At 65.0% G+C, this 21351-nt stretch carries 20 protein-coding genes; 7 read left to right on the top strand and 13 right to left on the bottom strand.

Features of this window, described 5'->3' with window-relative positions:
- Nucleotides 1-36: 36 nt before the first annotated feature.
- Nucleotides 37-1683, top strand: a complete 1647-nt coding sequence (locus LB516_RS13005; protein ID WP_224719677.1) for an acetolactate synthase large subunit — start codon at nt 37-39, stop codon at nt 1681-1683.
- 37 nt (nt 1684-1720) lie between these two features.
- Here LB516_RS13005 and LB516_RS13000 read toward each other — a convergent pair whose 3' ends face one another.
- From LB516_RS13000 to LB516_RS12965, 8 genes are all read right to left on the bottom strand, one after another.
- Nucleotides 1721-2890 (bottom strand): substrate-binding protein, encoded by a 1170-nt coding sequence (locus tag LB516_RS13000; protein WP_140661558.1) that lies wholly within the window; start codon nt 2888-2890, stop codon nt 1721-1723.
- Between the two features lie 41 nt (nt 2891-2931).
- Nucleotides 2932-3633, bottom strand: coding sequence for an ABC transporter ATP-binding protein (locus tag LB516_RS12995; protein WP_015319039.1), 702 nt, complete (start codon nt 3631-3633; stop codon nt 2932-2934).
- Nucleotides 3634-3635: 2 nt separating this feature from the next.
- Nucleotides 3636-4340: an ATP-binding cassette domain-containing protein gene (locus tag LB516_RS12990; RefSeq protein WP_140617462.1), complete on the bottom strand. Its 705-nt coding sequence runs from the start codon at nt 4338-4340 to the stop codon at nt 3636-3638.
- Entirely contained in the window at nt 4340-5323 is a 984-nt protein-coding gene (locus LB516_RS12985) for a branched-chain amino acid ABC transporter permease (RefSeq protein WP_140617461.1), read from the bottom strand. Before LB516_RS12985 ends, LB516_RS12990 begins: the two co-directional genes overlap by 1 nt.
- Nucleotides 5320-6177, bottom strand: coding sequence for an urea ABC transporter permease subunit UrtB (gene urtB, locus LB516_RS12980; RefSeq protein ID WP_140617460.1), 858 nt, complete (start codon nt 6175-6177; stop codon nt 5320-5322). The genes LB516_RS12985 and urtB overlap by 4 nt, the downstream gene beginning before the upstream one ends.
- 4 nt (nt 6178-6181) lie before the next feature.
- Nucleotides 6182-7303 carry a class II histone deacetylase gene (locus tag LB516_RS12975; RefSeq protein WP_140661556.1) on the bottom strand — a complete coding sequence of 374 codons (1122 nt, stop codon included), beginning with the start codon at nt 7301-7303 and terminating at the stop codon, nt 6182-6184.
- 80 nt (nt 7304-7383) lie between these two features.
- Nucleotides 7384-10026: a LuxR C-terminal-related transcriptional regulator gene (locus LB516_RS12970; protein WP_224719676.1), complete on the bottom strand. Its 2643-nt coding sequence runs from the start codon at nt 10024-10026 to the stop codon at nt 7384-7386.
- Nucleotides 10027-10094: 68 nt separating this feature from the next.
- On the bottom strand, nt 10095-10742 hold the full coding sequence (locus tag LB516_RS12965; RefSeq protein WP_224582730.1) for a GNAT family N-acetyltransferase: 648 nt from the start codon (nt 10740-10742) through the stop codon (nt 10095-10097).
- 178 nt (nt 10743-10920) lie between these two features.
- Here LB516_RS12965 and LB516_RS12960 point away from each other — a divergent pair, with 178 nt between their 5' ends.
- The 4 genes from LB516_RS12960 to LB516_RS12945 are packed head-to-tail and all read left to right on the top strand — an operon-like array spanning nt 10921 to nt 15256.
- Nucleotides 10921-12222, top strand: a complete 1302-nt coding sequence (locus tag LB516_RS12960; protein WP_224719675.1) for an ArgE/DapE family deacylase — start codon at nt 10921-10923, stop codon at nt 12220-12222.
- Nucleotides 12219-13277 carry a phosphotransferase gene (locus LB516_RS12955; RefSeq protein WP_224719674.1) on the top strand — a complete coding sequence of 353 codons (1059 nt, stop codon included), beginning with the start codon at nt 12219-12221 and terminating at the stop codon, nt 13275-13277. The genes LB516_RS12960 and LB516_RS12955 overlap by 4 nt, the downstream gene beginning before the upstream one ends.
- Before the next feature lie 5 nt (nt 13278-13282).
- Nucleotides 13283-14584 (top strand): aspartate aminotransferase family protein, encoded by a 1302-nt coding sequence (locus LB516_RS12950; protein ID WP_224719673.1) that lies wholly within the window; start codon nt 13283-13285, stop codon nt 14582-14584.
- 15 nt (nt 14585-14599) lie between these two features.
- Entirely contained in the window at nt 14600-15256 is a 657-nt protein-coding gene (locus LB516_RS12945) for a GntR family transcriptional regulator (RefSeq protein WP_224719672.1), read from the top strand.
- Between the two features lie 21 nt (nt 15257-15277).
- On the opposite strand, the gene LB516_RS12940 is transcribed toward LB516_RS12945, so the two are convergent.
- The 5 genes from LB516_RS12940 to LB516_RS12920 are packed head-to-tail and all read right to left on the bottom strand — an operon-like array spanning nt 15278 to nt 20010.
- Nucleotides 15278-16582 (bottom strand): NAD(P)/FAD-dependent oxidoreductase, encoded by a 1305-nt coding sequence (locus tag LB516_RS12940; protein WP_224719671.1) that lies wholly within the window; start codon nt 16580-16582, stop codon nt 15278-15280.
- Nucleotides 16579-17562, bottom strand: a complete 984-nt coding sequence (locus tag LB516_RS12935; RefSeq protein WP_224719670.1) for a branched-chain amino acid ABC transporter permease — start codon at nt 17560-17562, stop codon at nt 16579-16581. The genes LB516_RS12940 and LB516_RS12935 overlap by 4 nt, the downstream gene beginning before the upstream one ends.
- Complete coding sequence (locus LB516_RS12930; RefSeq protein WP_140617455.1) at nt 17559-18467, bottom strand: branched-chain amino acid ABC transporter permease; 909 nt, start codon at nt 18465-18467, stop codon at nt 17559-17561. The genes LB516_RS12935 and LB516_RS12930 overlap by 4 nt, the downstream gene beginning before the upstream one ends.
- Nucleotides 18464-19213 carry an ABC transporter ATP-binding protein gene (locus tag LB516_RS12925; RefSeq protein WP_140823437.1) on the bottom strand — a complete coding sequence of 250 codons (750 nt, stop codon included), beginning with the start codon at nt 19211-19213 and terminating at the stop codon, nt 18464-18466. Before LB516_RS12925 ends, LB516_RS12930 begins: the two co-directional genes overlap by 4 nt.
- The gene (locus LB516_RS12920) at nt 19210-20010 is read right to left on the bottom strand and encodes an ABC transporter ATP-binding protein (RefSeq protein WP_140661551.1); all 801 of its coding nucleotides are present in this window, start codon (nt 20008-20010) and stop codon (nt 19210-19212) included. The genes LB516_RS12925 and LB516_RS12920 overlap by 4 nt, the downstream gene beginning before the upstream one ends.
- A gap of 126 nt (nt 20011-20136) precedes the next feature.
- On the opposite strand from LB516_RS12920, the gene LB516_RS12915 reads away from it, so the two are divergent.
- The gene (locus LB516_RS12915) at nt 20137-20871 is read left to right on the top strand and encodes a GntR family transcriptional regulator (protein WP_140617453.1); all 735 of its coding nucleotides are present in this window, start codon (nt 20137-20139) and stop codon (nt 20869-20871) included.
- Entirely contained in the window at nt 20868-21350 is a 483-nt protein-coding gene (locus LB516_RS12910; protein ID WP_224683362.1) for a DUF3830 family protein, read from the top strand. Before LB516_RS12915 ends, LB516_RS12910 begins: the two co-directional genes overlap by 4 nt.
- The last annotated feature ends 1 nt before the right edge of the window (nt 21351 follow it).

Raw genomic sequence — 21351 nt, 5'->3', positions numbered from 1 at the left:
GGCTGATGGGTGTGCGCATCGCAGGAGAGACGGTTGATGACCAAGGGTTCGGATCTGTTCGTGGCGGCCCTCGAAAATGAAGGGGTCGAACGAATTTTCGGCATTCCGGGCGAAGAAAATCTCGACATCGTCGAATCCATCCGCCGCTCGTCGATCCAGCTGATCCTGACGCGCCACGAGCAGGCGGCGGCCTTCATGGCCGCCACCTATGGCAGGCTCACCGGCAAGCCGGGTGTGTGCATCACAACACTTGGCCCCGGCGCGCTCAATTTGACCACCGGCTCTGCCTATGCGCTGCTCGGCGCGATGCCGATGATCATGATCACCGGCCAGAAGGGCATCCTGTCGTCCCGGCAGGCGCGCTTCCAGATCGTCGACATCGTCGCGGCGATGAAGCCGCTGACCAAGCTGTCGCGCCAGATCGTCTCGCCCAGGATGATCCCGTCGCTGGTGCGCGAAGCCTTCCGCGTCGCCCAGGAAGAGCGCCCCGGCCCCGTGCACCTCGAACTGCCGGAAGACATTGCGGCGGCGGAATGCGAGCCGATCGCGCTGGTGCCGACACATCCGGTCGAATTGCCCCTGGCCAGCGCTGGCGCGCTCGATCGCGCCGCCCGCATGATCATCGAGGCCAAGCGTCCGCTGCTGATGTTCGGCGCCGCGGCGTCACGGCCGCGCGTGACTCCCGATGTCGCCCAGTTCGTGCTGCGAACGCAGATTCCCTATTTCACCACGCAGATGGGCAAGGGCACGGTGCCCGGCGGCACCGAGCTCTACATGGGAACGGCGGCTCTTTCGGAACGCGACTACGTGCACGAGGCCATCGAGCAGGCTGATCTGATCATCACCATCGGCCACGACACGGTCGAGAAGCCGCCCTTCATCATGGGCGCGAAAGGGCCGAAGGTCATTCATGTCGGCTACCAGACGGCTGATGTCGAGCAGGTCTATTTCCCGCAAGCCGAGATCGTCGGCGACCTCGGCCCGTCGCTGGCGCTGCTGGCGGACCGCATCGAGGGCAGGATTCCCAACGCGCAGGCCCTGCTGCCGCTGCGCGAAGGCATTTTGAGCCGCATCGCCGCGCGCGCCACCGAAGACCGTTTCACGCCGCAGCGCATCGTACATGATGTGCGCGCTGTGATGCCGGCCGACGGGATCCTCGCGCTGGACAACGGCATGTACAAGATCTGGTTCGCGCGCAACTACCGCACGCGCATGGCCAACACGCTGCTGCTCGACAATGCGCTGGCCACCATGGGTGCCGGCCTGCCGTCGGCGATGATGGCGGCACTGCTCTATCCCCGACGCCGTGTCATGGCCATTTGCGGCGACGGCGGTTTCATGATGAACAGCCAGGAACTGGAGACTGCTGTCCGGCTCAAGCTCAATCTCGTCATCCTGCTGCTGGAAGACCACGCTTATGGCATGATACGCTGGAAGCAGGCTGTCGACGAATTCCCGGATTTCGGCATGACCTTCGGCAATCCCGACTTCGTCAAATACGCCGAAGCCTATGGCGCCAGGGGCACCAGGGTTGGCGCGATAGCCGACCTGCAACCGGCGTTGGAACAGGCCTTCGCCGGCGGCGGCGTGCATCTCGTCGTGGTGCCCATCGACTATTCCGAAAACACCAGGGTGCTCGTCGACGAATTGCGAGAGCGACTGCCGGCGCCAAAGGCACCCTGACGGCAGCGGCAAAGCCGCCGTCAGGATCGGTTGATGCCTACAGCTTGCAGTAAGGCGTTACCGGCGCGATCGTGCCGAAATCCTTGACGATCTCGTAGCCGATGCCGTCCGCCGCCGCCTTGCCGACATAGGAATGGCAGAGTGTGTGGTTGTTGCTGGCATCGACCCGGATCTTGCCTTGTGGCGCATCGAACTCGATCGTCGGCAGCGCCTTGAGCACATCGTCGTCCTTCAGCGAGCCGGCCTTCTCCGCCGCCAGCGCGTAGAGATGCAGGCCGTTATAGCCGGCCTCGCCGATGCCATTGACCATCTTCTCCTGGCCGAATTTTTCGCGGAAGTTCGCGATGAACTTCTTGTTGACCGGGTTGTCGAGCGCCATCCAGTAGGGCTGCGGCGCGTAGGTGCCGGCGGCGACGCCAGGCGGCAGCGCGTCCTTGTTGAAGACCTCGTCGAGCGGTGCGATCAGAGGCTGCTTGATGTCGAAGCTGCGATACTGCTTGAGCTGCGTGACGGCGTCGTTGCCGACCACCATCGACCACACGACGTCGGGCTTCAGCGACTTGATCTTCTGGAAGGCCGGGCCGAAATCCGTGGTGCCGAACGGATAATAGTCGGCGCCGACAATCTTGCCGCCGGCCTTTTCATAGGCGGCTGTGATCGCCTCGGTCATTTTCTGCGGCCAGGCATAGTCGGACGCCATGATGTAGATGGTCTTGCCGAGGTTTTCGGCCACCCACGGCATCATCGGGTCTACCTGCTGCATCGGGATAGGTCCGGTGGCGACGAAGTAGCGATTGCATTCGCCGCCCTCGAAATTGGTCGGGTAGAAGAACAGCTTCTTGGCCTTCGAGGTGACGGAAAGCGTGGCGCTGCGCTCGGGCGAAATGATCGTTCCCATGATCACGTCGACCTTGTCCTCGTTGAGGAGCTTGCGGGCCTTGTCGATGGAGCCCTTGGTCGTGGTCTGGTTGTCCTCGATGAAGAGCTCCACCTGGCGCCCGCCAATGCCGTTGGCGGCGTTGAGTTCGGCGGCGGCGAGCTTGTAGCAGTTGAGCAGCGTCTCGCCGAGGATCGCCTGCAGCCCGGTGATCGGGATCGACAGCCCGACCTTGACCGTGTCTGCGGCGCGCAGGATTCCCGGCGCGCCGACCATTGCGAAGGCGGCCGCGGCTCCGCCGGATTTCAGAACAGTTCTTCTGTTTATCATTGTTGTGTTCCCTTCCAGTCCAGGCGCGCCCCATGCACGCCTTACAAAGCCAAGAGGTCCTTCAGCAGGGTCTCGTCGGCGAATGCTTCCGGCGTGCCCTCATGCACGATCCTGCCCTTCTCCATCACCAGGCAGCGGTCCGCCGCCTTAAGGACGAGATCGAGATTCTGCTCGACCAGGACGATGGCGATGCCGCGCTCGCGCGCGATGCGCGGCACCAGCTCGGCGATCGACTGCACGATGTTCGGCTGGATGCCTTCCGAAGGCTCGTCGAGCAGCAGCACCGACGGCAGGCCGCACAGTGCGCGGCCTATCGCCAGCATCTGCTGCTGGCCCCCCGAGAGCGTACCGGCGGTCTGCGCCTCGCGCTCGCGAAGGATGGGAAAATAGCCAAAGATGTCGGCTGGAATGTCGCCGTCGCCACGATCCCTGGCGGCGCGCGTGCCGACTTCCAGGTTCTGCCGCACCGTCAGCTGGTTGAAGATACCGCGGCCCTGCGGCACATGGGCGATGCCCGCCCGCGCGCGGCGGAAGGCCGGGGCGTTGGTGAGATCCTGGTCGCCGAGAACCACCGCACCGCCGCTCGCCTTCAGGCCCCCGGCGATGACGCGCAGCAGCGTTGTCTTCCCGGCGCCGTTGCGGCCGAGCAGGCCGACCACTTCGCCCGCCGCGACGCCGAGGTCGATGCCGTTCAGCACCGGGAGCAGGCCGTAGCCGGCCGACACGGCAAGTGTCCGCAGCATGGTCAGCGCCTCCCCAGATAGACGTCGCGGACCATCTCGTCGGCCTCGATGTCGTGGAAGGGACCGCTGCGAAGCCGGCGACCCTGGTGCAGCACCAGCGTTTCGCAATTCAGCGCCCGCACGAAGCGTATGTCGTGCTCGACGGCGACGATCGAGAACTCGCCCTTCAGCCGCAGCAGCATTTCGGCCGTCGCCAGCGTCTCCTGCGGCGTCATGCCGGCGGTTGGCTCGTCGAGCAAAAGCAGCCGTGGCTCGATGGCCAGCGCCATGCCGATCTCCAGCCATTGCTTCTGGCCGTGCGCCAGTTCGCCGGCCAATGTGGCAGCACGATTGGTCAGCGCGACCAGTTCCATCAATTCACCGATTGGCCGCGCCGGGGAGGGGGCACCCCATCGTGCGACCTTGAGGTTGTCCTCAACCGAGAGGCTCGGGAAGACCGACGGGATCTGGAACTTGCGGGCAATGCCGAGTCGGGCGATGCGATGCAGCGGCAGGCCGGCAATGTCGCGGCCGAGGAAATGGACGCTGCCGCTGGTCGGGCGCAACGTGCCGGTCAGCACGTTGAGGAAGGTACTCTTGCCGGCGCCGTTCGGGCCGATGATGCAGCAGAGCGCCTTGTCGCGGACCGTCAGGTTCAATCCTTCGAGGGCCTGCAACCCTCCGAAGCGGATGCCGACATTTTCGGCTTGGAGCAGGACGTCGCTCATCAGGCCTGGCTCCTGCCTTTGAACAGGCTCTTCAGCCGCGCATAGATCGACAGGATGCCGTCCGGCAGGACAAAGACGATGATGACGAAGACGCAGCCCAGCAGCAGCGGCCACAGGCTCGGATTGAAGCTGCTGATCGTCTGCTGTGCGCGCTGGATGAAGATTGCGCCCAGCACTGGGCCAAGCAGCGTGCCGCGCCCGCCGACCGCCACCCAGACAATGACCTCCGTCGACAGAAGCAGTCCGGACAGATCGGGGGCAACCAGCCCGGCCATGCAGACATAGAGCGCGCCGGCAAGCCCGGCGATGGCTGCCGAAAGGATGAAGGTGACGAGCAGCCGTAACGGCGCATTGTGGCCGAGTGCCGCCGCCCGGACCTCATTATCCTGAATGGCGGTCAGCACCGTGCCCCAGCGGCCACGGCTGATCGACCACAGCGACAGAACGGCCACCGCCACGATGACCGCGACGAAGATATAGCTCGACAGGTCCTGGCTGAGATCGACATGCCGGCCGCCAAGATCGAATTCGATCGGCGGGATCCCGATCAGGCCGCTGTCGCCGCCGGTGACCGAACTCCAGGAGATGGCCGCCTGCTGGCAGATGACGCCCATGGCCAGCGTGACGATGGTGAAGTAGCTGCCGCGGATGCCGCCGAAGAACAGGAAGTAGCCGATGATGGCGGCGACGAAGGCCGCCCCCGCGACCGCGCCTGTGATGCCGACAAGGCTGGCGAAGGGGATCGCGTCATTGAGCGTGACCAATGCCATGATGTAGCCGCCGATGCCAAAGAAGGCGGCGTGGCCGAAACACAGGATTCCGGTGCGGCCCCAGAAGAAGTCGAGGCTCGCCGCGAACAGGCCGAAGATCAGCGCGTCGCGGATCACCGTCAGTTGGTAGCCGTCGGCGAGGAAGGGATAGAGGATCGCGAGCGCCACGCAGACGGCGAAGATCAGCAGCCAGTTGCGGTCGCGGGCGATCATCGCGACGCCCCGTTGAACAGGCCGTTGGGCCGCACCCGCACGGCGACGATGGCCGCCAGCAGCACGACCGCCTGCGCCAGCGATGGCGAGATCTGGTAGTTGAGGATGCTGGTCAGCCCGCCGACGAAGACGCTGCCGGCGACGAGGCCGCCAATCGAGCCGACCCCGCCGACGATGACGACGAAGAAGGCGTTGGCGAGATAGTTCACCCCCATCTGCGGCAGCACGATCGCCAGGGGCGCGACCAGTCCCCCAGCCAGCCCCGCGATTGCCGCGCCGAAGGTGAAGGCGATGGCGTAAGTGCGGCGCGTGTTGATACCGACGCCCTCCGCCATTTCGCGGTTCTGGATGACGGTGCGGATGTCGAGCCCGAACGACGTCCGGCTGATCAGCAGGATGACGCCGAGCAGGGTCAGCATGGCGATGGCAATCAGGATCAGCCGGTAGGCCGGATAGACGGTGAAGAAGAGGTCGAGCGTGCCCTCGACCGGCGGCGTCACCGGCTTGGCGCCGAGGCCAAAGGTCAATTCCAGCCCTTGCTGCAGGATGAGGCTGACGCCCCAGGTGGCAAGCACCGTCGACACCGGCCGCGAATAGAGGTGGCGAATGACGGCGAATTCCAGGATGCAGCCGACCACGGCGCCGGCGATCGGCGCCGCAGCCAGGCCCAGCCAGAACGAGCCGCCCATACTCTGGATGAAGTATACCGCGAAGGCGCCGACGGTCACAAACTCGCCATGCGCCAGATTGGTCACGTTCATCAGGCCGAAGCTGATGGCGAGCCCGAGCCCGACCAGCATCAGGATGCTGATCAGCGTCAGCGCATTGAGCAATGTCGTGATGGCGAAATCCATCGCTTCAGGCCGCGCTGGCGAGGCGTTGGCGCAAGCCCGCGAGCAGGCCTTCAGCGGCATCGATCACCGCCGCCTGATGCGGCTGCAGGTCCTGCCCCGCCCACTCGTCGATATGGTCCGACAGCGGGTCGACCACCTCGGTGCGGTGATTGGCCAGCGTCTCGATGACGGCGTGGCCGCAGAATGGCACATAGCCCTCGGAATAGCCGCCTTCATGGCTCATCATCAGCCGTCCGTTCGAAACTTCGGCCGCAAACGCCACCATGCGCGCGGCAAGGCGGCGAAAACATTCGCTGTTGAGCATCATGCGGCCGAGCGGATCAAAGCCGGACGCGTCGAAACCGGAAGCGACGATGACGAGGTCGGGCTTGAACGCGCGCAAGGCAGGACCGATGACGCGGTCGAACGTGGCTTCATAGGCGCCTGTGCCGCTGCCGGCCGGCAGCGGGACGTTGATGTTATAGCCTTCGCCGGGTCCCTTGCCGTTGTCGACGAGCGCGCCGCGTCCGGTCGGGTATAGATTGTCCTGATGGAGCGAAATCGTCAGCACCGACGGATCGGAATAAAACACCGTCTCGGTGCCATTGCCGTGATGCACGTCCCAGTCCACCACGGCGGCACGGCCGAGCAGGCCCTCGTGCTGCAGCCGCCGCACGGCGACGCCGATGTTGGAGAACAGGCAATTGCCCATGGCCTGGTCGGGTTCGGCGTGGTGCCCGGGCGGCCGCGCCAGCGCATAGGCGTTGTCGACGCGGCCGGTCAGCACCGCACGCATCGCGGCATAGGTGGTGCCGGCGGACAACAGCGCGATGTCGAAACTGTTGAGGCCGATCGGTGCCTGAGGCCCGGCGAAACCGGATCCGCCTTCGCTCAGCATCCTGATATCATCGACGTGGCGTTGCGTGTGGACGCGCAGCAGGTCTTCCACCGTTACCGGTTCGGCAATGATCGGAACCAAATGGCGTGCCAGGCCACTGACCTGGATGAGATTGTTGAGCCGTCGTTTCGATCCAGGCGATTCCAGGTGGCGTCCGGGTTCCACGAAACGGCCGGGAGGCATCATGTCGGCGCTGGAGCCGGTATCATGCCACATCAGCTGTTCGTGAAAAACGTAGCCCGTCGCCATCCGCGGCATCCTCTAAAAACCAGACGCTAGCAGGCTAACAATCGCCCGGCCCGACCCTAAAGAGGGGCCATGTCAGTCATCTATGCCCCTCCTTTCGGAGGGGTGCGGAGGTTTGCGGCGACCTGCGCGGCGCGCACTGCCTGGACGCGGTTCGACACCGAGAGCTTGCCGAAGATGTTTTTCAAATGCCACTTCACCGTCGTTTCGCTTACCGACAGTGCAACGGCGATATCGCGATTTGACATGCCTTCCGACAGAAAGTGCAGCAGCTCGGACTCGCGCTGGGTGAGCTGTTCTTTCTCGACCGTCGGGGCGGCTGTTTTGCGCGTCGTCACGGGCATCGTCTGCGCGGCATCGATGATGCGCGTCGCATAGGCCGACAGTGACGGGTCGGCCTTTGCCTGGGCCGCCCGCAGCCGCATCAAACCCTCGACGACAGACTTGCCTTCGTCGACGAAGGAGCGGATGAAGCCCGAGGGTTGCGCAAGGCGCAATGCTTCGTGCAGATGGCGGTCTGCTTCCCGCTGGTCATGGCCGGCGCTCTTGGCGCGCAGGATCAGCGCCAGTATGTGCCGGCGCATGCGCCCGCTGCTTTTCGTTCGCTCCAGCAGCGCGTCGAAAATCGCCGCCGCCGCCGCGTAGGATTTTTCCGCCGTAAGCAGCCGGCCTTCGGCGAAGAACTCGAATTCGTTGGCGACGGTAGAGGCGGTTTCAGCGCTTTCGCGGCGATGCTCGTCGAGCAGCGCGCGGGCTTCCGGGGTGCGGTTCTGGTCAAGAAGCAGCCGGATGCGATCGTGCACCAGCACCGAAGCGAGGCGGCGGTAGACGGAGCCGCGCACGCGCTGGTAGACGCGCTCCAGCATGTCGAGGGCGGCTTGGCCGCGACCGGTCAGCTGCAGCACCCGGGCATAGGTCGGCACGCTGGCCAGGGGATAGACAATGACCGCTGCGCCCTCGATCAGCGGCCCGAGATTCTCGACCAGCGCCAGTGCTTCGCCGGATGCGTTGGTCTCATAGGCGAGTTCGGCAAGCAGCGTTCCGGCGAGAGCCTCGGCATAGGAGTTGGCGCCGATCCGCGTCCTGGCCTCGATGATCGCGTTGCGCAGCAGCCGTTCGGCCGCGGGCAGGCGGCCGGCCGAGCGCTCCATGACGGCCATGTAGCAGTTGGCGATGGTGACGCCGAGCAGGCTGCCGCTTCGCTCATGGGCCTTGCGCGCCGCGTCCACAGCAGCGCGTGCCCCCTCAAGGTCGCCCAGCGCGTAGAGATTGTAGCCGATGACGTTTGCAGTCGCGCCTTCCATGAACCACGCGTCGGGGGCGATGATGCGCAGGGCCGCCAGTGCGGTGTCGCGCGCGTCCTCGAACTGTTCCAGCGTGCTGTGCACGGCCGCTGCAAGGACCTCGAGTTCCGCCTCGATGGTCGTGCCGGTCAGCGTGCCCGGGTCCTTGCTATCGGTCGGCCCGGTTTCGACGAGCTGGCGCGCATTGGCGAGGGTCTGCTGGGCAATCTCGGGCTGGCTGCTGTGCACCGCAAGCCACAGCACGACGAGTTGCAGCCGGATGCGCTGGTCGATCAGTTTCCTTGGCAGCAGCGCCAGCAGCTGGCGCACATAGAGAAGCTGGCATTGGGCGATGAGTTCGAGCGCGTTGTTCTCGATGAACACCGCGGCGCGGGCTTCGTCGCCGGCGGCGAGCGCATGGCCGATGGCCTCGGTCAGCATCTTGCGTTCACCGAACCATTCCGAAGCCGCCAGGTGCAGCGGTGCGATCATCTCCGGCTCGCGCCGTTCCATTTCACGGCTGAGGAAGTCGTGGAAAAGGTGATGATAGCGGAACCAGCGCCGTTCCTCGTCGAGCGGCACCAGGAACAGGTTGCGGGTCTCGATCTCGGTGATGGCAACCTCGGCGTCCGCCGCCCGCATCACCGCCCGGCAGGCCTCGGCGCTGAAGCGCTCGAAAATCGAGGAATAGAGCAGGAACTTCGCCAGCGCCGGCGGCAGTTCCAGGAACACTTCTCCCATCAGGAAGTCGGCGACGTTGCGGTTGGCGCCGGTGAAATTGCCGATGACTGTTTCGGGCGCATGGGCCGCACCAAGCGACAGCGAGGCGAGCTGCAGGCCGGCGGCCCAGCCTTCGGTGCGCGAGCACAGTGTTTCCACCGTGCCGCTGCTGACAGAGAGGCCAAGCTTGTCGTTGAAGAAGGCTTCGGCTTCCGACGAGGCGAAACGCAGATCGTCCGGGCCGATTTCAAAGATATCGCCGAGCACCCTGAGCTTGCCGAGCTGCAGCTCGGGCAGGTTGCGCGAACCGATGACGAAGACGACGTTGGTTGGTGCCTGCCGGGTCAGCCGTTCCATGAACCGCTTCACCGCCGGTGCATCGATGGCGTGATAGTCGTCGAAGAACAGGGTGATGTCGGCGTGGCGTGCCGCCAAACCCGACACGAGTGCCGCAAGCACCACGTCGAGTTGCGGGATGGGGCTCGACTGGAAGGCGAGGTCGAGCTCGGCCGGGTTCTGGACGAGATGGCGCAACGCCCCCACCAGATGCGACAGGAAGGCGCCTTCGTCATTGTCCGTCGCCTCGCACGACAGCCAGGCCGTCAGCCGGCCGTGGCGCGCGACCTCGGCCGCCCATTGCGCCATTGTCGTCGATTTGCCGAAGCCAGCGGGCGCGGCGAACAGCACGATGCGCGTGTCGACATGCCGCTCCAGCCTCGACAAGATGCTCTCGCGCCGTACCCACCGGCGATGGTGAGGCGATGCCAGGCTGGCGGGTTGCGACGACGGTCTCATCTGGCGCCGGGCACCCATTCCGTTTCGATCAGCGGAATTTGCGGCGCGCAATCGCGCGGCAGGGTGCCCTTGATCCTGGGATCATCGGTGATTTCGAAACCGGTTGCATAGGGTTCAAATCCGCAAGCCCGGTAGAAACCGATAACGCTGTGATGATCGAAGCTGCTGGTGTGCAGCCAGATGCGGATGGGGCCTAGGCGCCATGCCTGGTCGAGCGCGCCCGCCATCAGCCGTTTGCCGAAGCCTTGGCCAGTCAAGGAGGGAAACAGGCCGAAATAGGTGATCTCGATCTCGTTGCTGTCGGCGACCGAGAATTCGACCATGCCGACATGGCCCCCACTCTCATCATGGCCGTAGTAGAGATGCTGACTTGGGTCGGCGAAATGCGCCGCGATGTCGGCGTCCGACATTTCGGCGGCGCGGTCCCATAGCCAGGGAGCGCCGATCTCGAGGAAGACTGCGCGGTAGACGGCGGGATCGGGCTTGGTGACGCGGGTCATCGCCAGCGGATGCGCGAGACCGGGCATCGCTGCACGCGCCTCCATCCACGTCACCGCATTGATGATCTTGCCTGCCGGCACGCGCCGGTAGCCCGGCGCGAGATCGGTGGTTTCATCCGGCAATGAGCCTTCAGTGACTTGCATCTGTCCTCGGTCTTCCGCCGCGCAGCCTGGCCGGCATCTCAAGAAGCTGATGCCAACTCTGCGGCCGCCTGCCAAGTGGCTCCAGAGGTGGGCCATCATTTTGGCTCGCCTGCCGCCTTGCCTTTTCGGAGAATGGCATATGAGATATGATACACCATCCCTGGAGAAGCGGAATATCATGCCTGAGCGAATTGCGGACGAGGCCATCTTGCGGGCAGTCGACGATGGCTTCGACCGCCAGCTCGCCTTCTTGGCGGACCTCGTACGCTTTCCCTCGCAGCGTGGTGAGGAACACGCCGCGCAATCCTTCATGGCGGCCGCCTATGAAGCCAATGGCTATGTGGTCGATATGTGGCGTGTGGATGTCGATGCGATCCGCGACCTGCCTGGATTCTCGCCCGTAGCGGTTTCGTACGATGACGCGTTGAACGTCGTCGCCACCCACACGCCGAAAAACGCCACCGGTCGCTCGCTGATCCTCAACGGCCATATCGATGTGGTGCCGACCGGACCGCTCGACCGCTGGGTGCGAGATCCCTACGATCCGGCGATCGAGGATGGCTGGATGCATGGGCGCGGCGCCGGCGACATGAAGGCCGGCCTGTCGGCCTGTCTCTATGCGCTGGCCGCCTTGCGCGGCCTCGGCTATCAGCCGGCGGCGAAAGTGTTCCTGCAGTCGGTGGTCGAGGAGGAGTGCACCGGCAATGGCGCGCTTGCTTGCCTGCAGCGCGGTTATCGCGCCGACGCCGCCTTCATTCCCGAACCGCTGGAACCAAGACTGATGCGGGCGCAGGTTGGGCCGATCTGGTTCAGGGTCGAGGTCGACGGCGATCCGCAGCACGCGTCGGGCGCCTTTTCCGCCGGCGCCAATGCCATCGAGAAGGCGTTTCTCATCATCCAGGCGCTGAAGCAACTCGAAATCGTCTGGAATGCCAGAAAGGTTGACGACAGGCATTTCTGTAATCATCCGCACCCGATCCGATTCAACCTCGGCAAGATCGAAGGAGGCGAATGGACATCGAGCGTTCCGGCGCGCTGCGTCTTCGAGATGCGGGTCGCGACCTATCCCGGCCAGAAGCTCGAGGACGCCAGGGCCGAACTCGAGGCCTGCATCGCCGATGCCGCCCGCGCCGATCCGTTCCTCGCCAATCGCCCACCCAGGATGGCCTATAACGGCTTCATGGCCGAGGGCTATATACTGGAAGGCGCCGACGAGATGGAAGCCGTGCTGCGCCGCAGCCATACCGCCGTGTGGGGTGAGCCGTTGACGGAACATGTCACCTCGGCCACCACCGATGCGCGCTTCTTCGGCCTTTATGCCGACACGCCGGCAATCGTCTACGGCCCGATCTGCCGCATGCCGCACGGCTATGACGAGGCTGTCGATCTCGATTCCGTGCGCAAGGTCACCCAGACCATTGCGCTCTTCATCGCCGACTGGTGCGGCCTCGAACCCATCGATGCCGAGGTCAGGCCATGAACGCGGCCATATCGGATGCTTTCGGCGAGACGCTCGCGGACGATGCGCCCGATGTCTCGATCGCCGAGGCGCTTGCCCTGTTGCGTCGGCACTATGGGCTCACTGGCAGCGCGCGCACGCTGCCAGGCGAACGCGACCACAATTTTCACATCCAGACGGAAGGCGAGGGCGAATTTGTCCTGAAGGTCTCGCATCCGGCGGAAGAGGCTGATTTCACCGATTTCCAGAACAAGGCGCTCGACCACATACTGATCGTCGACCCGGCTTTGCCGGTTCCCTCGGTGCGCAAGAGCCTTGAAGGCGAAGCGCAGTTCATGGTCGACCTCGGCGGATCGGTGCCGCGCATCGTGCGGCTCGTCACCTATCTGCCGGGCCAGCTGCTTTCGCGCTCGCCCACCTCATCGGCACAGGATCGCAATCTCGGCATCTTCCTCGCCCGGCTTGGCCGGGCGCTGCGCGGCTTCTTCCATCCGGCCGCCGGCAGCGACCTTTTGTGGGACATCCGCAAGGTCGCCAAGACGCGGCCCATGCTGGCGCATATCGTTGATGCCGGCCACCGCGCCATGGTCGAGCGCGCCATTGACGCCTACGAGGAGCACGCGGCGCCGGTTATTCCCGGACTGCGCGCCCAGATCGTCCACAACGACATGAACTCCTACAATGTGGTGATGGACGCTTCGCGACCGGAAATGGTCAACGGCATCCTCGATTTCGGCGACATGATCCATTCGCCGCTGATCTGCGATCTCGCCATCGGGGCCGTCTATCGCTGGCCGGCCGAAGGTCATCCGCTGGCGCCCGCCGCGCGCTTCGTCGCCGGCTATCAGTCCGTGCAGCCGCTCGAGATCGAAGAACTTGGCATCCTCTTTCACCTCATTCGTGCCCGCCTCGCACTCATCGCCAACATCGCCAGCTGGCAGGCCGAGCGTTTTCCAGCCAAGCGCGACTATGTCCTGCGCCTCATCACCGAGGTCTGGGCCTCGCTTGAGCGGCTGGACGGACTGTCGTCCGCGGACGCCCGCCGCTATTTTCTCGACCATTCCAAGCCGGAGTAGATGCCGTGTCCCTGTCCTCGCCACATCCTGCAAATGTCGATTCGGCGGCATCCGAGCAAGCGCTGCTCGAACGTCGCGCCAGATTGCTCGGGCCGACCTATCGCGCCTTCTACCGCAGCCCGATCCATCTGGTGCGTGGCAGCGGTGTCTGGCTCTACGATGCCCAAGGCCGAAAATACCTCGACGCCTATAACAACGTCGCCTCCGTCGGACACTGCCACCCGCGCGTCGTAGAGGCGCTGTCTGGGCAGGCCGCCACGCTCAACACGCACACGCGCTATCTCAGCGAGATCATCCTCGACTACGCGGAAAGGCTGCTCGGCACGCTTCCCTCCCATCTCGGCCATGCCATGTTCACCTGCACCGGCAGCGAGGCCAACGATCTCGCCATCCGCATCGCCCAGCACTCGACCGGCAACACCGGCGTGATCATCACCGACTTCGCCTACCACGGCGCGACCATCGCGACAGCACAGCTGTCGCCGGCTGCGGTCGGGGCAGCGGGCGTGCCCGCGCAGCATCGGGCCGTGGCAGCGCCGGACACGTTCCGCGACGGCGGCCGCGCCGCGCATGATTTCGCCAGAAATGTCGCCGCTGCCATCGAGGATATGCGCGCGCAAAACATCCGCCCGGCGGCGCTGCTGCTCGATTCCGCCTTTTCCAGCGACGGCATTTTCTTGCCCGAGGCTTCCGTCATGCGCGAGGCGGCCGATCATGTCAGGAAGGCCGGCGGCATCGTCATCGCCGACGAGGTCCAGTCCGGTTTCGGCCGGCTCGGCCAGGGCATGTGGGGCTTCGCCAACTATGGCCTCGCGCCTGACATCGTCACCATGGGCAAGCCGATCGGCGACGGACATCCGATGGGCGCGGTGATCGTGCGGCCGCAGCTGGTGAGCTCGTTCGGTTCGAACACCGGCTACTTCAACACTTTCGGCGGCAATCCGGTCGCCGCCGCGGTCGGCATCGCCGTGCTCGATGTGATCGAGGGCGAGGGGCTGATCGAGAACGCGCGGACGGTTGGCGCCTATACAGGAGAATTGCTGGCCGCCTTGCAGAGCCGGCACGGCATGGTCGCCGATGTCAGGCACAACGGCCTCTATTTCGGTGTCGAGCTGATGGCGGAGGATGAGGCCACTGCTGCTGCCAAGACTTCATCCGTCGTTGAAGCCATGCGCGAGGACGGCGTGCTGATCTCGTCGTGCGGTCCACGCGGCAATGTGCTGAAGATCAGGCCGCCACTGCCCTTTGCCAGGGACAATGCCGAGCAGCTGGCCGAGGCGCTCGATCGCGCACTGTCGAACTGGTGAGCTGAGCGGGCACGCATGCTGAAGCTCGAGCATCAAACCCTCAACGACCGCGCCTACGGCGCGCTCAAGCAGGAATTGATCTCGGGCGGTTTCAGCCCGGGCCAGACACTGGTCATCCGCAAGCTTGCTGAGACCTTTGGCATTTCGACCACACCGATCCGCGAGGCGCTGCAAAGACTGGTCGCCGAGAGGCTTCTGGAAATGCAGAACAACCGCTCGATCATCGTGCCCATGCTCTCCGCGCCCGCTTTCGCGGAACTGACGCGCATCCGCATCGCCGTTGAGGGACTGGCGGGCGAGATGGCCACGTCACGGATGACCGAAAGCGGGCTGGCCGACATCCAAGCCGCGCTCGGCGACATGCAGCGGGCCATCGAGGCGCAGGACGCCACGGCCTATTTGGCCCTGAACGAAGCCTTCCATTTTGCTATTTATGAGCACGCCGGCGCGCCGATCCTCTTGAACATGATCCGCGATCTCTGGGGGCGCGTCGGACCCTATCTCAAGCTCCTGATGCGGGCCGATCGCTACATTCCGCAATCCAATGACGCACACCGCGGGATCGTCGCCGCGCTGGAACAGCGCAACGGCCCGACCGTTCGGGCTTCCCTTGAAGAGGATATCTCCGTGGCGGCCGCGGTCCTCTGCGACAATCTCCACATGGCGCACTGATCGCGGGCAGGCTCGGTCGGCCTATGCCGTCTCGTCCATCCGGTCGCGCAGGATGCTCCAGCCGAGCAGCATGTTGGGCGCGTGCCGCAGCAGGGCATGGAACGGAATTGGCGCCGGCGGTGCGAAGGGCACCGGCACATCACGCGCTTCGGCTCCAGCGGCCCAGTCGGCCAGCACCTTGCCCATCGCCGTGGTCATGGCGATGCCGCGTCCATTGCAGGCGCGACCGGCAATCAGCCCCGGTCCGAGATCCAGGAGATGCGGCAGGAAATCCGGTTCGACCGCCGCCATCCCCGACCAGCTGTAGGCAAGGGGGGGCAAATCAGGCAGGTCGAGGTGCCGGCCGAGCCGTCGCCAGATTGTTTGCGGCACGCGCGTATCGGCGCCGGCGCCAAGAATATGCATGCCGCCGCTGATCAGCCGGTTGTCGGCGTCGAAGCGAAAGGTGAAGAGGTTGCGCCTGGTGTCGCCGACGCCTTGTCCGCCAGGCAGCAGACGCGTTCGGATTTCATGCGGCAGGGGCGCGGTCGCGATCTGGAAGACCTTCAGCGGAATATAAGTTCGCCGCAGCAACGGATCGAGCGATCCGCCATAGGCGTTGGTAGCGATCAGCACCTTGGCCGCGCGTATCAAGCCCAATCGTGTTTGAAGTGCCCAACCATCGGCGACGCGATCGATCGAGGCGACCGGCGTGTGCTCGAAGATCTTCGCGCCGGCCTTCTCCGCCGCATCGGCGAGCCCCAGCGCATAAGCGACCGGATTGAGCACGCCGCCGGAACGATCCATCCAGCCACCGACATAGCCGCGCGCGCCGGTCAGCGCCTCGACCTCTTGCCGATCCAGGGTGACGACAGGCCGGCCGCGCCGCGCCCATTGGTCCGCGCGGGATTTGACCTTCTCCAGGGCCGCCGGCGAGTGCGCCGGCTGGATCCATCCGTTCTGCACCGCGTCGCAGTCGATGCCGTGCCGCCGGATCAAGCCGAAGACGAGGTCGGCACTGCCGGCGGCAAAATCGATGAGCCGTTCGCCGCGCTCGGCGCCGAGATGCGCGAGGATGCCTTCTGGATCCATTCTGGCGAAGTTAGGCACGACGAAACCGGCATTCCTGCCAGTCGCGCCCCAGGCGATGATCTCGGCTTCGAGCACTGCGACCGAGATGCCTTTTTCGGCGGCGTGCAGCGCGGTCGACAGACCGGAAAATCCACCGCCGACAATGGCAAGGTTGAGATCGAGGTTGCCACTCAGCGCAGGCCGCTTGCGGCGATCGCGGCTGATGGCATGCCAAAGCGAAGTGCCGTTCGCACCCTGCCGGACCGGGGCATTCATGAACCGGAACTGCTTTTGTCCGTGGCGATCCGCGTGCGCTTGCCGAAGCGCGTCCGCAGCGGCCTGTCGCCGAACAATCCGTTCGGCCGCATCAGCAGGATCACGCAGAGCATCACGCCGATGGCGACGATCTGCAGCGAAGCGGCGCGCGCCTGCTGCTCGGGCGGGAAGAACACGCTGGTCAGCGTGCCCGATCCGGCCCAAATCCCCCAGACCAGGACACTGCCGATGACCGCGCCGAGATTGCTGCCCGAGCCCCCGACGATCAGCATCACCCAGACCTGAAAGGTGAGGATCGGCAGGTAATTGTCCGGCGCGATGAAGCCGGTGAAATGCGCCTGCAGCGCGCCGGCCAGCGCCATGATGGCGCCGCCGACGGCAAACGCCTGGACGCGGTAGAAGCGCGCGCTCTTGCCGAGAGAAATCGCCGCCCGCTCGTCTTCGCGGAGCGCCTTCAGCACACGGCCCCACGGACTGCGCGACAGGTGCTCCAAGGCGAGATAGGCAATCAGCGTCACAGCACAGACGACGGCGAGGTTCGACAGGTTGAACAGCAGCGGCGTCTCCGAAAGGCCGCCGAAGGGGCGCGGGATAAAGCCGATGCCGAAGGGGCCGCCGGTCAGTTTCTGCGCGTTGAGTGTGACCAGTTGCACGACGACGGCCACGCCGAAGGTGGTGATCGCCAGATAGTCGGATCTAAGACGCAACGTCGCCATGCCGGTAAGCGCGGCCGCAATGCCGCCAACGATCATGGCACCCACCCAGCCGGCGAGGATGGGCAGGCCAAAGCCGCCGAGCCGCGCGGGATCGTCCGGTGTCGTCAGCAGCGCCGAGGTGTAGGCGCCGATGGCGACGAAGCCCGCCAGGCCGACATTGAACAGGCCGGTCTGGCCCCATTGCAGGTTGAGCCCCAGCGTGACCAGTGAGAAGATCAGCGCCGTGGTCAGGAAGAAGGCGCCGTATCCGACCAGATCGATCATCTTTCCCGAACTCCGAAAAGGCCGATCGGCCGCACGAACAGCACAGCCATCAGGATGATGAAGGAAACGGCGGCGCGCCATTCGGCGCCGATCAGCTGCACCGCGCCGGCTTCGGCGAGACCGATGATCAGGCCGCCGAGCACCGCGCCCGGGATGCTGCCGATGCCGCCGAGGATGGCGGCGGCGAACATCGGCAGCAGCATGTCGAAGCCCATGAACGGGCGGATCTGCACCAGGATGCCGATCATCACGCCAGCCACGCAGGCGAGCGCGCCGCCGATGATCCACGTCACCCGCACCACGCTGGCAACGTCGATCCCGACGACGCGGGCCAGTGCCGCGTTCTGGCTCAAGGCCTGCATGGCGCGGCCAGTCTGCGTGCGCGTCATCAACAGATGCACGCCGAGCACGAGTATGGCGGTCAACACGAGCAATGCGATCTGGTCGGGCGTGATGCGGATGCCGAAGCCGACCGGCATGGCGATCTGGATCGCCCGGCTGAAATAGGTCGGCCGTGAGGTGAAGGTGAATTCGAGCAGGCTGCGTAGCGCCATCGAGGCACCGAAGCTCGCCATCACCACGATGATCGCCTGGCCCTGCGATCGCAACCGCGAAAACAGGATCTTGTCGAGCAGCAGTGCGAGCAAGGCGGTGAATGCCATGCCGACGATCAGGGCAACAAGAAGCGGCCAGCCGAAGGACAGCGGCCCGATCGGCGCCACCTTGCCGAACATCGCACCGATGGCACTGACCACGGCCAGCGTCGCATAGGTACCCCAGGCCATGAAGTCGCCATGGGCGAAGTTGGAGAAACGCAGGATCGAATAGGTGAGCGTCACGCCGATTGCGCCGAGGCCGATCATCGAGCCGGTCAGCAATCCGTCGACGATGAATTGCAGGCTCATGCCGCGCCTCCCTTACCTACGTGAGAAGGGCGCTGGCCAAGATAGAGTTCGGCGACGACAGGGTCGTTCCACAATTCGGAGGCTATGCCTTCGTGCCGGTCCTTGCCTTCGGCCAGCACATAGGCGCGGTCGCCGATGGCAAGCGCTGCCTTGGCGTTCTGCTCGACCAAAAGGATGGTGACTCCGGACTTGCGGATGCCGGCCAGCATCTCGAATACCATCGCGACGAACTTCGGCGACAGGCCGGCGGACGGCTCGTCCAGCACCAGCACCTTGGGATGGACGATCAGCGCCCGCGCCACGGCAAGCATCTGCCGCTGGCCTCCCGACAGATTGCCGGCGGCGGTACGGCGCTGGCGGACAAGGTCGGGGAAGGCGGCGTACATTTCCTCGATGCGGGCCGGGATTTCGCGCCGCTCGAGGATGCCGCAGGACACCTTGAGATTGTCCTCCACCGACATCAGCGGAAAGATGTTCTCGGTCTGCGGCACGAAGGCGAGGCCAAGCCGCACCATGGTGTGGGCGGGCGCGGCGGTGATGTCCCTGCCGTCCAGCAGCACCGTGCCACCGGTGATCGGCACGAGGCCGGCGATCGCCTTGATGAAGCTCGACTTGCCGGCGCCGTTGGGGCCGAGCACGACGACGATCTCGCCTCTGTCGACGGTGATCGAGGCGCCGCGCACGATCGGCACGCCGGGCTCATAGCCGGCTTCGAGGTCGCGGACATCGAGAACGGTCTCGCTCATGCGGTGCCTCCGAGATAGGCCTCGATGACGCGCGGGTCGCGCGCGACCTCTTCCGCCGTGCCTTCGCTCAGCAGTTGGCCGCTCGCCATGACAAGGACGCGGTGGCAGAGTCGCGTCACCATGTCGATGTTGTGCTCGATCAGCAGGAAGGTGATGCCGCCCGCGTTGATGTCGCGGATGCGGTCGATGATGACTTCGAGCAACGTCGCATTGACGCCGGCGGCGGGTTCGTCAAGCAGGATGATCGCCGGGTCGGCCATCATGACCCGGGCAAGTTCGAGCAGCTTGCGCTGGCCGCCGGACAGCACGCGCGCCGGCTCATGGGCGAGATGGCTGAGGGTGACGAGTTCGAGCAGGTCGAGGGCTTTCGTCCGGGCGGCTTTTTCCTGTGCCGCCACCCGCCACGGCGTGAGGAAGTTAGCCAGCAGCTTTTCGCCGGCCTGGCCCTGTGCCGCGAGCATGATGTTTTCGATCAGCGTCAGATTGGGTAGCGGGCGCGGGATCTGGAAGGTGCGGCCGAGCCCTCTGCCGATGCGCAAATGAGCGGCTTCGCCCGAGACGCGCGTGCCGTTGAGAAGGATGTCGCCGCTGGTCGGCAGGATGCTGCCTGCGAGCAGGTCGAACATGGTCGTCTTGCCGGCCCCGTTGGGTCCGATCAGGCCGAGGATTTCGCCGGCTTTGACATGAAACGAGACATCGTTGACGGCGACAAGGCCGCCGAACCGCCTGACGACGTTGCTTGCCGTCAGAACCGGGACACGGGTCTCCTTCCCCTGCCTTTCCGCTGCCTCGCTCATCAAACCCTCTGGCCGAAGACGGTCGTCGCCGTCTTCTGATTATGATTTGTGATCACACTTGCTTTGATCACGCTATTCGGCTTTAATTTCATCCGCAAGCCGAAAACCCGCCGAGAACGGAATTCCATGCAAAAGGCTGCCATCGAGAAAAACAACGAGGCGATCGCGGCCCAGCTGGCTCCGGTCGGCCGCGAGACGGTGCAGGATCGCGTCTATTCCGAGCTGCGTCGGGCCTTGATCGGCGGCCTGTTCGAGCCAAGCCAGGTGCTGACTATCCGTGGTCTGGCCGATGCGCTGGTCACTTCGACAATGCCGGTGCGGGAGGCGCTTGGCCGGCTGATCACGGAAAAGGCGCTGGAGGCGCTGCCCAACCGTTCGGTGCGGGTGCCGCCAATCACGCTGGAGCGCCTCGACGATCTCTTGCGTGCCCGCGTCCTGATCGAGGGCGAGGCGATCGCGCTGGCTGCCGCCCGCATGGGACCGCGCCAGATCTCCACCATCGAAACCATTCTCGGCGAGTGGGACGAGATGCGGGCGCTGAAACACAAGAAGGATGTCGACCGCGAAGTGACGCTCAACCAGAGCTTTCACTTCGAGATCTATCGCTCCTGCGGCTCGGCCGTGTTGATCCCGATGATCGAGAGCCTGTGGCTGCAATCAGGTCCATGCATCCGCGTCGCCATCTACGCCTTCTCGGAAGCCGGCGAGGTCGACACCGCCCAGTATCACCGCCGCATCGTCGAGGCGCTGGCCACGCAGGATGCTCGGGCGGCGCGCGAAGCACTGGTCGCCGACATCAGCCGGCCCTTCACCTTCCTGCGCAGCAAACTGCAATCCGCCGCCGCGAAAGGCCAGATATGACCTCCATCAGGATCAGCGAGCCCCGCTCCAAGCTTTCCGTCACTGCGCTGCTGCTGCCGGAAAAGGCGCCGGAGAATGCGGCCTTTCTCACAGCCTATCTCGCCACGCCACGTGTCGTCCCCGCCATTCACGCCATGTGGACGGGACCTGAGATCTCCTCTCCGGTTCCATCAGCCGATCTCGAGGGGCAGGCCTATGCCCAGCCGCTGCCGGCGGAGAACGCGACCCTGACGCCGCAGCCAGGTGACATCGTGTTGTCCTACGTGCCGCCGCGCATGTGGGGCGGCCACCCCAACGCCATCTTCGACATCGGCCTGTTCTACGGGCAGGGCGCGCGTCTGCTGTTCCCGATCGGCTGGCTGGCCGGCAGCGTCGTCGCGCAGGTGAAGCCCGAGGAGCGCGATCAATTCGCGGCTGCCTGCGGCATCATCCGCCGCAACGGCGCCTGCGACATCACCTTCAGCCTGGTGGAGGCCTGAA

Source organism: Mesorhizobium sp. CO1-1-7 (assembly GCF_020164885.1).
Classification (GTDB): domain Bacteria; phylum Pseudomonadota; class Alphaproteobacteria; order Rhizobiales; family Rhizobiaceae; genus Mesorhizobium; species Mesorhizobium australicum.
Note: the sequence above shows the minus strand (reverse complement) of the source record. Positions and strands in the feature narration are given on the sequence as shown.

Bases quoted from the DNA above. Each gene is read 5' to 3' on its own strand.
- LB516_RS13005 (WP_224719677.1), top strand. From the start codon at position 37: ATGACCAAGGGTTCGGATCTGTTCGTGGCGGCCCTCGAAAATGAAGGG.
- LB516_RS12955 (WP_224719674.1), top strand. From the start codon at position 12,219: ATGAACGCGGCCATATCGGATGCTTTCGGCGAGACGCTCGCGGACGAT.
- urtB (WP_140617460.1), bottom strand. From the start codon at position 6,177: ATGGATTTCGCCATCACGACATTGCTCAATGCGCTGACGCTGATCAGC.
- LB516_RS12975 (WP_140661556.1), bottom strand. From the start codon at position 7,303: ATGGCGACGGGCTACGTTTTTCACGAACAGCTGATGTGGCATGATACC.
- LB516_RS12945 (WP_224719672.1), top strand. From the start codon at position 14,600: ATGCTGAAGCTCGAGCATCAAACCCTCAACGACCGCGCCTACGGCGCG.
- LB516_RS12965 (WP_224582730.1), bottom strand. From the start codon at position 10,742: ATGCAAGTCACTGAAGGCTCATTGCCGGATGAAACCACCGATCTCGCG.
- LB516_RS12935 (WP_224719670.1), bottom strand. From the start codon at position 17,562: ATGATCGATCTGGTCGGATACGGCGCCTTCTTCCTGACCACGGCGCTG.
- LB516_RS13000 (WP_140661558.1), bottom strand. From the start codon at position 2,890: ATGATAAACAGAAGAACTGTTCTGAAATCCGGCGGAGCCGCGGCCGCC.
- LB516_RS12995 (WP_015319039.1), bottom strand. From the start codon at position 3,633: ATGCTGCGGACACTTGCCGTGTCGGCCGGCTACGGCCTGCTCCCGGTG.
- LB516_RS12960 (WP_224719675.1), top strand. From the start codon at position 10,921: ATGCCTGAGCGAATTGCGGACGAGGCCATCTTGCGGGCAGTCGACGAT.
- LB516_RS12930 (WP_140617455.1), bottom strand. From the start codon at position 18,467: ATGAGCCTGCAATTCATCGTCGACGGATTGCTGACCGGCTCGATGATC.
- LB516_RS12985 (WP_140617461.1), bottom strand. From the start codon at position 5,323: ATGATCGCCCGCGACCGCAACTGGCTGCTGATCTTCGCCGTCTGCGTG.
- LB516_RS12925 (WP_140823437.1), bottom strand. From the start codon at position 19,213: ATGAGCGAGACCGTTCTCGATGTCCGCGACCTCGAAGCCGGCTATGAG.
- LB516_RS12915 (WP_140617453.1), top strand. From the start codon at position 20,137: ATGCAAAAGGCTGCCATCGAGAAAAACAACGAGGCGATCGCGGCCCAG.
- LB516_RS12940 (WP_224719671.1), bottom strand. From the start codon at position 16,582: ATGAATGCCCCGGTCCGGCAGGGTGCGAACGGCACTTCGCTTTGGCAT.
- LB516_RS12910 (WP_224683362.1), top strand. From the start codon at position 20,868: ATGACCTCCATCAGGATCAGCGAGCCCCGCTCCAAGCTTTCCGTCACT.
- LB516_RS12920 (WP_140661551.1), bottom strand. From the start codon at position 20,010: ATGAGCGAGGCAGCGGAAAGGCAGGGGAAGGAGACCCGTGTCCCGGTT.
- LB516_RS12990 (WP_140617462.1), bottom strand. From the start codon at position 4,340: ATGAGCGACGTCCTGCTCCAAGCCGAAAATGTCGGCATCCGCTTCGGA.